Genomic DNA, 14,941 nt, shown 5'->3' with positions numbered 1-14,941 from the left:
AATATAAGGGAAATATAAAAAATATAGCCAAAAATTACAGACCCCCTAAATTTTAAGGGGTTGTTCACAAAAATTAATATTTTTTAATAACTAAGCCCTAAAATACCAATTGCCTTTTAAAATTATTTTATATTTGCCCTCGTTAACTAAAACATTAAATGCTATTATGAGTAAGTCAAAACTAGAATACATTTGGTTAGACGGGTACACACCCACACAAAATATGAGAAGCAAGACTAAAGTTGTAAACGACTTTAGCGGAAAATTAGAAGACTGTCCTATATGGTCTTTCGATGGGTCTTCTACTAAGCAAGCATCTGGAGGAGCTTCAGACTGTCTTCTAAAGCCAGTAGCTATCTACCCAGATCCACAACGTACTGATGGATTCTTAGTAATGACAGAAGTGCTAAGTGCAGATGGTACGCCACATGCATCAAACCACAGAGCAAAAATAGATGACGATGATAATGATTTCTGGTTCGGTTTTGAGCAAGAATATTTTATCATGGATAGAGAAACTCAACTACCTTTAGGTTTCCCAATAGGTGGATACCCTGGACCACAAGGAATGTACTACTGTTCTGTAGGAGGTCGCCATACACACGGTCGTGATTTTGTAGAAGAGCACGCAGATCTTTGTATCGAGGCTGGTCTTAACTTTGAAGGAATTAACCAAGAGGTTGCTTCTGGACAGTGGGAATACCAATTATTTGCAAAAGGAGCAAAAAAAGCAGGAGATGAAATATGGGTATCTCGCTACCTTCTAGACCGTCTTACTGAACAGTATGGATGGTACATTGAGTATCACCCTAAACCAGTAAAAGGAGATTGGAATGGATCTGGTATGCATGCAAACTTCTCAAATACAACCTTGAGAACTTGTGGATCTGAGGAAACTTACAACACTATCTGTGAGGCTTTCCGCCCAGTAACTAAAGAACACATAAAAGCATACGGAGCTCACAATGAAGAGCGCCTTACAGGTGATCACGAGACCGCTTCTATTACAGATTTCTCTTATGGAGTATCAGATCGTGGAGCATCATTACGTATTCCTATTATTACTGTAGAGCAAGGATGGAAAGGATGGCTAGAAGATCGTCGTCCAGCTTCAAACGCAGATCCATACCGTGTAGCAGGTCGTATTATCGAGACTGTAAAAACTGCAAAAGTTTAATTCTGATTTATATAAATGTGAAAAATGCTCAACTTAGGTTGAGCATTTTTTTTGTGTTACGCTTTCGCGAAAGCGTACTTAAATTTTTAAAGAGATCTATAACAAGAGTAGTAAATATCTAATGCCATTTACCACTGCTCAACATTTAAAAAACGTATTGATTATCCCGCAAATGCAAGCGCTATAAATAATATATAAGCTCCTACAAGGACTAATCCTTTTATTCTACCTATTTGTAGCTTGGCAGGAATAAAAGCAAGTGGCAATAAAATGGCTGCAAAACCTATCATCCAGTAAATATTAGTTCCTAAAATAGCATCATCTACTACGTTTATGTCCTTGATAAGGGATGTAAAGCCTAACACTGACGCAATATTAAAAATATTAGAACCTATAAGATTCCCTAGTGATATAGCTTTCTCCTTCTTTAAAGCAGCAATAACAGATGCCGCAAGTTCTGGAACACTAGTACCTATTGCGATAACAGTAACAGAAATAGCATACTCACTAATACCCACAGCCGTAGCAAGATCTTTGGCTCCAGAAACGAGCCACTCAGAACCAAAATATAACGCTGCACCACCTATAATAAGCCATAGTATTATTTTGAAATAAGACGCCTGTCCCAATCCCTCATCTACCCCATCGCCTTCTTCAAGCACAGCACTTTTTCTTGCTCTACGTAATAAGAAATATAAATATACAGCAAGTGCAACAAGCAAGCCTCCACCTTCGGCAGCGGTGAGCTTTCCATCATTTGAAAGTAAAAAAAACAAGGCGAGAGAAAAGAACATCATCACAGGCCAATTAAAACGATAAAAATCACGGTCTATCGCAAGTGCCGAAATAACCGCAGTGATACCTAGAACGAGACCTATATTTGCAATATTAGATCCAATTACATTACCTAGCGCAATATCAGAACTACCGTCTAGCGCTGCTTGAACACTTACTAATAACTCTGGCGCAGAGGTTGCAAAGGAAACAACCGTAAGGCCTATCACCATTTTAGAAAGATTGAGTTTAAACGACAACCCCACAGATGCTCTTACTAAAAACTCCCCTCCTACCACTAGTAATACTAAACCTACTAGAATATAAAATATGCTCATATATTGTAATTTTACAGGCGAAGATAAGAATTAACAGTCATGTGCACTTAGAATTAATAAGAGAGGAAAGTGGTAATGTTAGTACGCTTTCGCGAAAGCGTTATCTAAAATTTCAACCCCATTTACCTTAATAAGACATCGTTATATAAATCATCTCAAGATGTTGTTATTATATATTGTTCATTTATGAGAAAATGGTACATTTAAGATATCATATGGAATTAACGACAGAATTTATAGAGGCAGAGAATAAGGAGCTGACAAGACAGTATAAAAAACTGCTGCGCATAAGCTATCAAACCTTATCAGAGGATGATAAAAAAATGATTCGCAAAGCATTTGACGTAGCTGTAGATGCTCACAAATCACAACGTCGAAAATCTGGCGAAGCTTACATCTTTCATCCAGTTGCCGTAGCACAAATTGTAGCTAGCGAGATAGGTCTCGATGCTACATCTATAGCTAGTGCATTATTGCATGATGTTGTAGAAGACACGGAGTATACCTTACCTGATCTTGAGCAAATGTTTGGGGAGACTGTTGCTCGCATAGTAGATGGGCTTACTAAAATATCTAGCTTAAAAAAGGATAGAGACGTCTCTTTACAAGCAGAAAATTTTAGAAAAATGTTGCTTACTATTAATGATGACCCACGGGTGATTATTATTAAAATAGCAGACCGTCTCCACAATATGCAAACCATGGATTCCATGCGTCCAGATAAGCAATCAAAAATTGCAAGTGAGACGCTATATATCTATGCGCCCCTAGCACATAGAATGGGACTGTACAATATAAAAACAGAGCTTGAAGACTTAAGCTTAAAATATACCGAACCAGAAGTATATAAAGATCTTTCTGGCAAAATTACAGAGAGCAAAGCACAGCAAGACGACTATATAAAGGAGTTTAAAAAGGTTATAGAAGACTCCCTAGATGAAGAAGGACTTAATTATGAAATTAAAGGACGTCCAAAGTCTATATACAGCATAAGACGGAAGATCCTCGCACAAGGAGTAACTTTTGAAGAAGTGTATGATAAGTTTGCGATACGTATCATCTATAAGAGTGATAAGGCAAACGAAAAATTCTTAGCCTGGAAGATCTACTCTATAGTTACAGACCACTTTAGACCTAACCCTACTCGCCTTAGAGACTGGATTTCTTCTCCTAAAACCACGGGATACGAGGCACTACACATTACTGTAATGGGACTCAAAGGACGATGGGTAGAAGTACAGATTCGTTCTGAACGAATGAACGAAATCGCCGAAAAGGGATATGCAGCTCACTTCAAGTATAAACAAGGAAACGACGGAGATTCTACACTGGACGACTGGATCAATAAACTACAGGAAGCACTAGAAAACCCTGATCAAAATGCGGTAGATTTTGTCGAAAATTTCAAACTCAATCTATACAATAAGGAAATCTTTGTATTTACACCGCAAGGAGAACTCAAATCTCTCCCTAAAGGTGCAACTCCGCTAGATTTTGCTTTTAGTGTACATACAGAAATAGGGCTTCACACTCGCGGGTCAAGAGTAAATGGTAGACTAGTACCACTTAGTCACGAACTTAAAAGTGGTGATCAGGTAGAAATCATCACATCAGAATCTGCGCACCCTACAAACAATTGGCTTGACTATGCTACAACAGCAAGAGCACGCGCAAAGATAAAATCATCTCTTAAAGATGAAAAGAAAGAACTTGCAGATGATGGTAAGGCTATCTTAAATCGTAAACTTAAATCTCAAAAGATACCTCTTAATGAGAAAACTATAAACGAACTAGTTTCTTACTTTAAGTTGAACACAAGTCTTGATTTATTTTATCGTGTAGGTAACGGAACAATAGACAATAAAATGATTAAAGAGTTTGCAGCACAGCGCAGCAACGCTTTAATGTCATTTATAAAAAGTAAAATACGCAAGCCTAATAGTCCGCCAGACGTCAACAAAGATGAGATCACTAACAATTATGACTCATTAGTTTTTGGTCCAGAAGATCAAAAACTCGATTATTCATTTGCAAAGTGTTGCAGCCCTATACCTGGGGATCCTGTATTTGGGTTTACCACAATAAACGACGGGATAAAGGTGCACAAAAACAATTGCCCTAACGCAATATCGATGAGGAGTAACTATGCCTATAGAATTATTAAGGCAAAGTGGGTAGACTCATCAGACACTGGTTATCAAACTGACATTATACTTACTGGTATTGATAATTTAGGGCTCGTAAATACCGTAACCGCAGAGATTTCAAAACACCAGCATGTAGAAATAAAGGGTATAAACTTCACCACGCAAGGAGGTGTTTTCAAGGGAAAAATAACAGTACTAGTGAGAAACAATGAATTGTTGAAAACCTTGATAGAAAATCTTAAAAAAATAGACGGTATCGACCAAGTGACTCGAGTATAAATCCGTAAATTCGTCCTTTACTAAAAACGATGCCACTAAAAGCTACTATTAATAAGGATCAAGACGTTGTAAAAGGCGTTTTTACAGCCTATCTAGAAGAAAAAGGTCACCGCAAAACACCTGAACGTTTTGCAATCTTGCAAGAGATATACAGTAATGAAGAGCACTTTGATATCGAGACGCTCTACATTAGTATGAAAAACAAGAACTACAGGGTGAGCCGTGCTACATTATATAATACCATAGAACTTTTACTAGAATGTGGGCTGGTACGTAAACACCAGTTTGGTAATAATCAAGCGCAGTATGAGAAGTCATACTTTGATAAGCAACACGATCACGTTATACTTACAGATACAGGAGAAGTAATAGAATTTTGCGATCCTCGTATACAGTCTATTAAAAAAACCATAGAAGAGGTTTTTGATATTACCATAGACAAGCATTCACTCTATTTTTACGGAAAGAAAAACACGACTAATTAACATAACAATGGCTGTAGATTTACTACTGGGCCTCCAATGGGGCGACGAAGGAAAAGGAAAAATTGTAGACGTTCTCACGAAGGACTACGATATTATTGCACGTTTTCAAGGAGGACCTAATGCAGGTCATACTCTTGAGTTTGACGGGATAAAGCACGTATTACATACGATTCCTTCTGGAATTTTTCATGACAACGCAATGAACGTCATAGGTAATGGCGTTGTAATTGACCCTGTGATTTTTAAGAAAGAACTTCAAAATCTTGATAAGTTTGAAGGACTAGATTATAAAGCAAAAATGGTGATCTCTCGTAAAGCACACCTTATACTTCCTACACACCGCTTACTAGATGCAGCTTCTGAAGCTTCAAAAGGAAAGGCAAAAATAGGTTCTACTCTTAAGGGAATAGGTCCTACTTACATGGATAAAACTGGTCGTAACGGTATACGAGTAGGAGATCTAGAACTTGCAGACTGGAAAGAGCGTTATGCTACATTGAGAGACAAACATATCTCAATGATTGACTTTTATAATGCAAAGATTGATTACGATCTAGACGAACTAGAAACAGAATTCTTTGCTGCTATAAAAACACTTAAGACACTTAAGTTTATAGACTCAGAAGAGTATTTATACCAAGCACAAAAATCTGGTAAGTCTATACTTGCAGAGGGTGCTCAAGGATCACTACTTGATATTGACTTTGGTACTTATCCTTATGTGACTTCTTCAAACACGACAGCAGCAGGAGCTTGTACAGGTCTTGGTGTTGCTCCTAACCAAATAGGCGAAGTATTTGGAATCTTTAAGGCTTACACCACTCGTGTAGGTTCTGGACCATTCCCTACAGAGCTTTTTGACGAAGATGGTGAGACTATGGGACGCGTAGGTAATGAATTTGGCGCTACTACTGGCCGTGCACGTCGTTGTGGATGGTTAGATCTTGTAGCTCTTAAATATGCCGTGCGTGTAAACGGAGTTACTCAACTTATGATGATGAAAGGTGATGTACTTTCTGGTTTTAAAACCTTGAAAGTATGTACTGCATATAAATATAAAGGAGAGACTATCGAGCACCTTCCTTATAATATTGAACCAGAAAACGTTGAAGTAGTCTATAAAGAAATGGCTGGATGGTCTGAAGATCTTACAGGCATGACTACTGCAGACCAGCTTCCGCAGGCACTTAATGAATATATAGATTATCTTGAGAAAGAACTTGAGACTCCTATTAAGATTGTATCTGTAGGACCAGATCGTACTCAAACGATACTTAGATAAGCTTACAAAAATTCAAATTATAAAAAAGCCTTCAGATTCATATCTGGAGGCTTTTTATATACACTTATCTCAAATAAAATACGTTAAAAGAATACCCTAATGTAGATACAAAGCGGTATCACCTCCTTTTTGATAAAGTGTTATCGATTTCGGGAGGCAATTTGATTATTTTTGACACTGATGAAAAATTACTTTTACATTTTACTTACTGGGATGTTTTTATGTTCTGCTTTCGCGAAAGCGCAACAAAACCAACCTAAAGAAATCCTCATAGAATCTGACATTGAACGCATCAATGAAGAAGAATTTCCTGGCGCAATTATTTTTCAGAAATCAAATAAGCAAGTGTACATACAACACGAAGGTGCCGAAATGTGGTGCGATCTTGCTTTTTATTATAAAGACGAGAACTTCGTAAAAGCATATAGAAATGTACGCTTAAAACAGGGCGACTCAATCTCTATGCGTGGGAGATATATAGAATATAATGGTGATACGAAGTTTGCTTATGCAGCAGGAGATGTCTTCTTAAAGAAGGACACCACTACGGTGACTACAGACACCATGTACTTTAATCGTATAAGCCAGCAAGCGTATTATCGCACAGGAGGAGTTGTAACATCACCTAATAGCAAAATAACTAGCCGCGTAGGTCGCTACTATATAGAGCAGGATAAAATCTCTTTTATTAATGATGTTGTAGTGACAAATACTGAGTACGTAATTAATAGTGAGCAACTAGATTTTTACAGCGTCCCAGAACATGCTTATTTATATGGTCCTACCACAATAACAAGCCCGTCATCTAAGGTTTATTGCGAGCGCGGTTTTTATGACACAGCAAATGACTACGGTTATTTTGTAAAAAACTCGAGAATAGATTACGACAATAGGCAAGTGTATGGAGATAGTCTCTATTTTGACAGAAATAGAAACTTTGCGAGTGCTACTAACAATATTAAAGTTCTTGACACCTTAAATAGAAGCCTTGTAAAGGGACATTATGCTGAAGTGTATAGAGCAAAAGATTCTGTTTTGATCACACAACGAGCTGTTGCTATTACTGTAGAAGACAATGATTCTGTTTATGTACATGGCGATAGACTCTTACTTACCGGCAAGCCAGAGAATCGGATTATTAGAGCGTTTAAAAACGTAAAACTCTACAAGAGTAATATGAGCGGTAAAAGTGACTCCCTACACAGTAACCAGCGCACAGGACTAACGCAAATGATAGGAAAACCTATATTATGGAGTGAGAAAAGTCAAATTACTGGAGATAGCATTCACCTTCTCAATAATCTAGAAACAGAGAAAATTGACTCGCTTAAGGTCTTTGATAATGCTTTTATCGCTCAGAAAGACACGATTTCTGGATTTAATCAAGTCAAAGGACAGAAACTATATGGCTTTTTTGATGATAAAAATCAGCTTAAACAAGTAGACATTATAAACAACGCAGAGACAATAATGTATATGCGTGAAGAAAACGGTGACCTTACAGGCATAGACAGAGGCACCTCTGCTCGTATAGAAATTACTTTTTTTGAAAATACGATAGACGAGATTAATAAACTCAAAAGTCCGGGAGGAACCATTTTCCCCGAATCACAATTTAAAAATGAACCACAAACCTTTGAAGGTTTTAACTGGAGAGGTGATGAGGAGTTGTTGAGCAAGGAGGATATATTTAAAGGAGAAGCACCATTTGTGCTTACTAAGATTCAAGGTATTCCTCTTCCCGAAATAGATGAGGGTTTCTTTTCAACTAATGATGACCCTACAATCAAACCATTATCTGAAAGTTCAGATATTAAAGAAGGAACACTAGAAAACAGAGAAGAAAACAAGCCAAAATATGGTCAAGAAAATCTCGATACAAAAGGTAAACTTGAAAAAGAAGCGTTGTTAGAGCGCAACCAGAATACCTCCACACAACGCCTACAAAATTTACCGCTCAAAAAACAACGAAGACTGTTGAAGCCCACTAAAAAGGATGGGGATTAATAGCTAATATGTAAAGTAAAATACTCTTAAGGATATGCAATTCAAATATGATATTCTCACTAAATAGACTAAATACCAGATCTTTACGCAACAAAAAAAGGTGAAAAATCGCAAAATATTGCGTTTTAACCCAATTTATAAGTCAGTTGGCGAAAATATTTTTCAAGACCTCCCCTCCATCCTATCTTTATAGTCCCAAATCATTAGACTATGAGAAAATTTTTACTTTTACTCGTATTTACAACAGCTTCTAGCCTTACAGCACAAAACTCTCAGATGTTTTTTTCTGAAGCGCTAGACGCTCACCTTCCTTCTTATTTATTACAAGCCGAAGAAGCGATTAGAAATCTTGAACAAGACAAAGTCAAAGTCCTTTTTGACAATCTTGTAGAAGACAAACTTGTAGGATCTTTAATGAATAACTTTAAGGTTAAAAACACTTCAAAAAAAAATAAAGCTCTTGAAGACTATGAAAAGCCTGTAATGCTTCTCACATACTCTAGCTGGAGAATAAGCAGTAAAGGAGAAAAAGCCGCACTAAATGAACTCGCTAATCAATATAGTGATGACGTAGCAGTAGTTCTCTTGTTTTGGGGAGATGTAAAGCAAGTAAAAAAACTAAGCAAAGGATATGATCGTAATATTGATATACTCTACGTTGATGACTCAGAAAATAATTATTCTTTAATCATCAAGAATCTTAAGCATTCATTAGGGCTACCACTTGCTTATACCATTACTTCAGAAAAGGAAATTATTGATATTAAGAGACGTCTACCTAACAAGCTGTCTCAAGATGAAGCAATATCTACTGCCAATAATTTTGAATTGTACAAAGGTATGCTTACAGAGTTATTGTATAACCAGCAGCGATTGAGTGATGAACCAATAGTAATTAACAAATAGTTACTTACCCCACAGCATTTTGATAGAAAGAATAAGGAGTATTGCTCCAAAAATTCTTTTGAGCGTTTTTTGATCAAGATTAACGGCTAGTTTTGATCCTAGAAAGCCCCCTACCACAAAAAAGACAGCGATAACCGCTGCATATTTCCAGTTTACATAACCCTCATTATAGTAGTTGTAAGCTGCAAGAAATGTTACAGGTACAGCAAGTACTGCAAGACTAGTACCCTGAGCTTGATGCTGATTAAAATGTAGTAACATAATCATAAGCGGAATCATAATTACGCCTCCACCTACTCCCATAATCCCACTCAGCACTCCAGCGATAAGACCAATGGCTATGAGCGCTATAATAACTGATGCATTCATTGTATCAAATTTTGATTTATTAAAAATACCATATTACACAGTCTTATAAATAAAAATAGGCATCTCATTTACTAAAATGAGATGCCTATTTTTTTAATTTATTCTGTCGTTATTATCTACCAAGATTGTAAACTCCCTTTTCTGGTATTTCTATGTAATATTTTTTTCTTGAACTATTATTGAGTTTAGTCTCACGCAACCAAGGGTTGTGGAGCTTGAGAAGCTTGTAATTGATACCAAAGCGTTCTGCAAATTTTACAAAGTCTGTCACTGCCGTATCTACTTCTACCTTGTATGTAGGTACTTCTGCATACAAGTCTTCTGCTCTAAAGTTGAAACCATACTTCTTTGGATTACTTAAAATCTCTTTAAGAGCAATAATTCTAAATACATAACGACCGGTTTCCTCTCCCAAAAGCAAATCATAATAGTCTTGCACATTCTGCTCTTTAAATCGGCGAGAAACTCCATAATTACCAGCGTTATAAGCTGCTGCTGCAGCTGTCCAGCTCCCAAATTTCTCTTTAGACTGTTTTAAATATTTACAAGCAGCGCGTGTAGACTTTTCTACATGATATCTTTCATCTACGTTATCATTTACTTCTAGACCATATTCTCTACCAGTTTCTTTTAAAATTTGCCAGAAACCCGTTGCTCTAGCAGGAGAAACTGCTTGTGTAAGTCCGCTTTCTATTACTGCCAGGTATTTCAGATCATCTGGTACACCCTCTTCTGCTAGTATTTTTTCTATGGTTGGAAAGTATTTATTTGCTCTTTTAAAAATAAGCAGCGCATTAGACTGCCAGTAAGTATTCACAAGAAGCTCGCGATCCATACGCTCTTTAATGTCTGGATTTTCTACAGGAACCGCTTCGCCAGCAAAGTTTAACCCATCTGGCATAGGTATAGCATAGACATTATAGTCATTAAGCAATCTATTTGACGTCATTTTTTCATCCTGCACTTCTACTTCGTCTTGCAGTATTTCTTCCTCCTGCGGTGCTTGTGCAGAGTTTATAACCAGGCCTGCGATAGCCACTACCGCTATACCTGCAACTACTTTCTTTATCATTATCATCATCTTTTCTATTTTAAATCAATGTAATCATTTTCAATCAGTTCGATTAAGTTTTTATTAAACCATTTTGCTCGAGTTATCACCATAATGTGAGTTCCTCCTTCAATATTTATACAGGTATCAATATACTTTAACGGAAACACTTTATCTGCGCTTCCATGTATGTGAATTATTCCTTGCGGCGCAGTTTCTTGATCCCAACAGACCATTTCTTTCACTGCCCAACTCAAGTATTTTCTGTCATTCATAGATAGATACTTTTTATAAAGAGCTACTCTGTTTTTTATGGTCTCACCAAAAGCATATTTTGCGAGTGTATCTATATCTTCTACCAATCGCATAGGCAGTAGCTTGTATAACTTTAGCTTTCGCGAAAGCTTCATTCTGCGTGGCAATTCATACTTAGTCTTAACACTACTTACAATGATAAGTTTTGCCACCTTGATGTGCTTAGCCATTTCCTGCACCAAGACTCCACCAAAGCTTACGCCTAATAAAACAATATTATCATGTGCGATGTGAGTGGTCATTCTCAAAGCATAATCTTGTAGTGACTCATCTGGCACTGGCAAAAACCATTCTAGTAAATGTATTTGATAAGAATCATTAGGCAAACTTAAATTCTCAAAAATAGAAGGATTGGCCGCCATACCCGGCATTAAATACACATGCGTCATGTAACTTATAAGTAAGGGTTTAACATAAGCGAAGCGCTCTATTTCGGGAATTTTTTATACATTTGCAAGACTTTCTCAAAAAGAAATTATTAAGATTTGATTATCTTTTAATTTCTACCTCTCAGGGGTTCAAAATTAAGGAGAGATTTCTAATAACCCCGTTAATAATTTTACAAATACTTTAAATATTTTTCAAAATTTATGGAAGCGACGACAGCAGTTGAATTGACAGATAATGAGTTCCAAAGACAGTTTGAAGCAACATTTGCAGGCAAAATGGCAAAAATTGAATACTCATTACAAGAGCGTAAAATCTTCCTGACTAAAATTTTCATGCCAGAAGGCACAGAAGACCACATGAATGAATTTATTATAGCAGTATTTAATGAAGTTGCAGAGAGAGAAATAAACCTCGTACCAACGAGTCCTGAAATTGCAAAATTCATGCGTTCTAACAGACGTAAATACAAAAGATTATTACCTGTAGGTATTAACATATAGGTAATCGTATTCTATAAAAAACCACTCATTGAGTGGTTTTTTTTATGCATTATTGTGAAATTAAACTACCCTAAAGATAAAGCTCACAACATTTAAAACTAGTTATGACAGAAAAACAAATCTCCTACACGCATATAAATACATACTCCACTCTTAATGAGCTATCAGAAAAAACTAAGAATATTTGGTTTGTTGTACACGGCATGGGTTACCTGTCAAGATATTTTATAAATTACTTTAAAGAACTACCCCCAGAAGAAAATTACATTATAGCTCCTCAAGCACCTAGTAAGTATTACCAAGACAAACGTTTTAAGTATGTAGGCGCTAGCTGGCTCACTAAAGAAAACACAGAAACAGAAAAGCACAATGTTTTTAACTATCTTGATGAGTTATGGGCTACGGAACTAGCGCCTATAGATAAAAGTGCCGTAAACGTGATTATGATGGGGTATTCTCAAGGTGTATCTATCGTTACAAGATGGATTGCTTCTAGAAAAATAGACTGCACTTATCTTTTACTACATTCTGGCGCAATACCAGCCGAGTTAAATCCACCAGATTTTGAGCACCTTTCCACCGCTACCCCTGTCACTTATCTCTATGGAGACAAGGATGAGTATGTTACAGAAGCTCGTGTCACAGAACAACAGCTTAAAGGGTCTGCTCTTTTTGGCAATCGTCTTGAGGTAGTAGTATTTTCTGGTATTCATGAGGTTCACAAATCATTCTTCCCAAAAATATTAACTGCCCTAAAAGAGTAAATTAATGGTGTAGATAACGCTTTCGCGAAAGCGTAAAACAAAAAAAAATCGGCAACTCATTGAATTGCCGATTTTGTTATTTAACGAAATGCTTATTAATAGCCAGTGATTTCAAATTCACTACGCCTGTTAAGCTGATGGTCATCTTCTGTACATTTACCTATAGGACAATTAATCACTGGCTGTGTATCGCCATATCCTTGGTATTGTATTCTTGAGGCATCAATTCCTTTACTAACTAGATAATCAAAGGTGCTTTTTCCTCTTTTTTCTGATAGCGGCATATTATATGCTGCTGGACCACGACTATCTGTGTGTGAGCTTATTTTTATTTTGATACGTTTGTATTTAACAAGCTTAGCTGCTAGTCTATCAAGTACAATTCTTGAATCTTCTCGTACTTCATAAAGATCAAAATCAAAATAAATAGGAGCTACAGCCATGTACAGCTTACCTTCTTTCTCCACTACTTGTGGTGCATTTACATCTGTAAGCAATTCAAAACGACTTGGATCTTTCTCTTTAAGGTCCTTAGAAAGATTCTTTTCCTTCATAAGAGCGAGCTCAGTATCTGTAAATATTCTCTTTACTTTGATTACATAAGGTGTTGTCTGTACTCCTCTTATTTGAATATCCATGCGTCCTTCTTCATGATTATCTCCAGAAGCTATAAACGTATAATCATCTACAGTAAGTGGTACCTGGAAAGGTGCAGCATCACTTTTACGGTTTGCATAAACTTCCTTGCCTTGATATCCTAAGATTTGTATTGCTGCATCTGAGATAAGTTCATCTGTATCTGCGTCACGAACCTCAAACTGAGTTTGAAACTCACGAGTTATGATTTCTCCAGTTTGTACAAAACTATAGATATCATCATCTGTTCCATTACGATTAGTGGCGTATAATCCGTTATTATCAGAATAGTAGCTTAAACTAAAATCATCATATTTAGAATTAATAGGTGCTCCTAGATTAATAGGCTCAGTAAATCCTTTTACCGTAAGTGGTGCTACAAAAATATCAAGCAGACCTAAACCTAAACGTCCATCTGTAGCAAAATATAAATCTCCTGTGTTTGAAACAAACGGAAACTGCTCCCTATGAATAGTATTAATTGTAGGTCCCAAATTTACGGGAGTACTATAAGTACCATCTAGTCGTACAGTTACATAGTAGATATCAAACCCTCCAAGGCCTCCTTCCATATCTGAGGCAAAGTACAATCGTTTTCCATCTCTGGTAAGTGTAGGATGCATATAAGAGTAGTTCTCATTTACAAATGATAGGCGCTCAGCCTCTCTCCATATGCCATCTATGCGAACACTTTTGTAAAGATGCACTCTATTAGTTCCTTCCTCATCAAAAATCTTCCCACTATCACCATTTTCATATGCACTACGAGACAAGTACATCTCATCTCCTGCCGTGTTAAAACACAAGTTACCATCATGCAATGGGGAGTTTACTCCTTGCTCAAGCCTAACTGCCTGACCAGCGAGTTCGTTCTTATCATTTACTCTCACCCCATAAATATCTAAAAATGGTCTTTGCGTTGTTTTAAAACGCTTTGCAAATAAAGTTCTAAGCACGTCGTCATTTAATCTATCTGACGTAAAGAAAACACTATCCCCTACTCTTACAGGTCCAAAATCATCTGCTTCTGAGCTTATATTACTCTTAGTTGCGTCAAATTTTGGATTCCTTTTTCTCAACTCTTTGATAAGATCAAGAGCCGTTACTTTATCAAAATCCTCACCTCTATTTTTATAATAAAGATCAAGGTAATCTACCACCTTGTCCGAACTCACCGTAGCATTAAGAACATGGTACATTTTAAAATTGAACTCATTATCATACGTTCTATCTGCATCATTAAATCGCTGTCCAACTAGCTGATTAAGATATATAGATGCGTTTCTATAATCTTGATCTAAATAATAAGCGTCTATAAGCTTTCCTAATATTTCTTTAGAGTTATTTTTTCTTAAAGCTACTTCATAATACTTTGCAGCACCCGCGTAGTCTCCTTTATTAAAAAAACGATCTCCCTTTTGTACTTGCCCAAATGCACTTGCACTTACACAAAGTATAATAAGTAATGTGTATATATTTTTCATCTTAGTAAAATCTTGGTGAGATGTAACGTTTTTGTAA

The 14,941-nt window shown here is 36.6% G+C and carries 13 protein-coding genes; 8 read left to right on the top strand and 5 right to left on the bottom strand.

What is annotated here, in order from left to right; translation table 11 throughout:
• Window positions 1-166 precede the first annotated feature (166 nt).
• A complete protein-coding gene (locus SJY23_RS10030; RefSeq protein WP_013749646.1) occupies window positions 167-1,177 on the top strand; it encodes a glutamine synthetase beta-grasp domain-containing protein in 1,011 nt (336 codons plus the stop codon).
• Window positions 1,178-1,338: 161 nt separating this feature from the next.
• Here the strand turns inward: SJY23_RS10030 and SJY23_RS10025 are convergent, their stop codons facing one another.
• Window positions 1,339-2,289 carry a calcium/sodium antiporter gene (locus SJY23_RS10025; RefSeq protein ID WP_396596224.1) on the bottom strand — a complete coding sequence of 317 codons (951 nt, stop codon included), beginning with the start codon at window positions 2,287-2,289 and terminating at the stop codon, window positions 1,339-1,341.
• A 215-nt stretch (window positions 2,290-2,504) separates the two neighbouring features.
• Between SJY23_RS10025 and SJY23_RS10020 the strand changes: the two genes are divergently transcribed.
• From SJY23_RS10020 to SJY23_RS10000, 5 genes are all read left to right on the top strand, one after another.
• Window positions 2,505-4,715: a RelA/SpoT family protein gene (locus tag SJY23_RS10020; RefSeq protein ID WP_396596223.1), complete on the top strand. Its 2,211-nt coding sequence runs from the start codon at window positions 2,505-2,507 to the stop codon at window positions 4,713-4,715.
• Between the two features lie 29 nt (window positions 4,716-4,744).
• Window positions 4,745-5,200, top strand: a complete 456-nt coding sequence (locus SJY23_RS10015) for a Fur family transcriptional regulator (RefSeq protein ID WP_035333992.1) — start codon at window positions 4,745-4,747, stop codon at window positions 5,198-5,200.
• A gap of 7 nt (window positions 5,201-5,207) precedes the next feature.
• Window positions 5,208-6,482 (top strand): adenylosuccinate synthase, encoded by a 1,275-nt coding sequence (locus SJY23_RS10010; protein ID WP_396596222.1) that lies wholly within the window; start codon window positions 5,208-5,210, stop codon window positions 6,480-6,482.
• Between the two features lie 180 nt (window positions 6,483-6,662).
• Window positions 6,663-8,489, top strand: a complete 1,827-nt coding sequence (locus SJY23_RS10005) for an OstA-like protein (protein ID WP_396596221.1) — start codon at window positions 6,663-6,665, stop codon at window positions 8,487-8,489.
• Window positions 8,490-8,699: 210 nt separating this feature from the next.
• Window positions 8,700-9,395: a redoxin domain-containing protein gene (locus tag SJY23_RS10000; protein ID WP_051583748.1), complete on the top strand. Its 696-nt coding sequence runs from the start codon at window positions 8,700-8,702 to the stop codon at window positions 9,393-9,395.
• On the opposite strand, the gene SJY23_RS09995 is transcribed toward SJY23_RS10000, so the two are convergent.
• The 3 genes from SJY23_RS09995 to SJY23_RS09985 all read right to left on the bottom strand — a co-directional run bounded on the left by SJY23_RS09995 (window position 9,396) and on the right by SJY23_RS09985 (window position 11,519).
• On the bottom strand, window positions 9,396-9,764 hold the full coding sequence (locus SJY23_RS09995) for a sulfite exporter TauE/SafE family protein (RefSeq protein WP_035333995.1): 369 nt from the start codon (window positions 9,762-9,764) through the stop codon (window positions 9,396-9,398).
• Between the two features lie 112 nt (window positions 9,765-9,876).
• Complete coding sequence (locus tag SJY23_RS09990) at window positions 9,877-10,836, bottom strand: lytic transglycosylase domain-containing protein (RefSeq protein WP_396598115.1); 960 nt, start codon at window positions 10,834-10,836, stop codon at window positions 9,877-9,879.
• A gap of 14 nt (window positions 10,837-10,850) precedes the next feature.
• On the bottom strand, window positions 10,851-11,519 hold the full coding sequence (locus SJY23_RS09985) for an alpha/beta fold hydrolase (RefSeq protein ID WP_035333996.1): 669 nt from the start codon (window positions 11,517-11,519) through the stop codon (window positions 10,851-10,853).
• Between the two features lie 201 nt (window positions 11,520-11,720).
• On the opposite strand from SJY23_RS09985, the gene SJY23_RS09980 reads away from it, so the two are divergent.
• Window positions 11,721-12,020, top strand: a complete 300-nt coding sequence (locus SJY23_RS09980; protein ID WP_035333998.1) for a hypothetical protein — start codon at window positions 11,721-11,723, stop codon at window positions 12,018-12,020.
• 104 nt (window positions 12,021-12,124) lie between these two features.
• Window positions 12,125-12,784 (top strand): alpha/beta hydrolase, encoded by a 660-nt coding sequence (locus SJY23_RS09975; RefSeq protein WP_396596220.1) that lies wholly within the window; start codon window positions 12,125-12,127, stop codon window positions 12,782-12,784.
• Window positions 12,785-12,879: 95 nt separating this feature from the next.
• Here the strand turns inward: SJY23_RS09975 and SJY23_RS09970 are convergent, their stop codons facing one another.
• Entirely contained in the window at window positions 12,880-14,904 is a 2,025-nt protein-coding gene (locus tag SJY23_RS09970) for an OmpA family protein (protein ID WP_396596219.1), read from the bottom strand.
• Window positions 14,905-14,941: the final 37 nt, after the last annotated feature.

The organism is Dokdonia sp. R86516, from assembly GCF_044596715.1.
Taxonomy (GTDB): Bacteria; Bacteroidota; Bacteroidia; order Flavobacteriales; family Flavobacteriaceae; genus Dokdonia.
The sequence above is the reverse complement of the archived record's forward strand: the minus strand, read 5'-3'. Positions and strand labels throughout refer to the sequence as shown.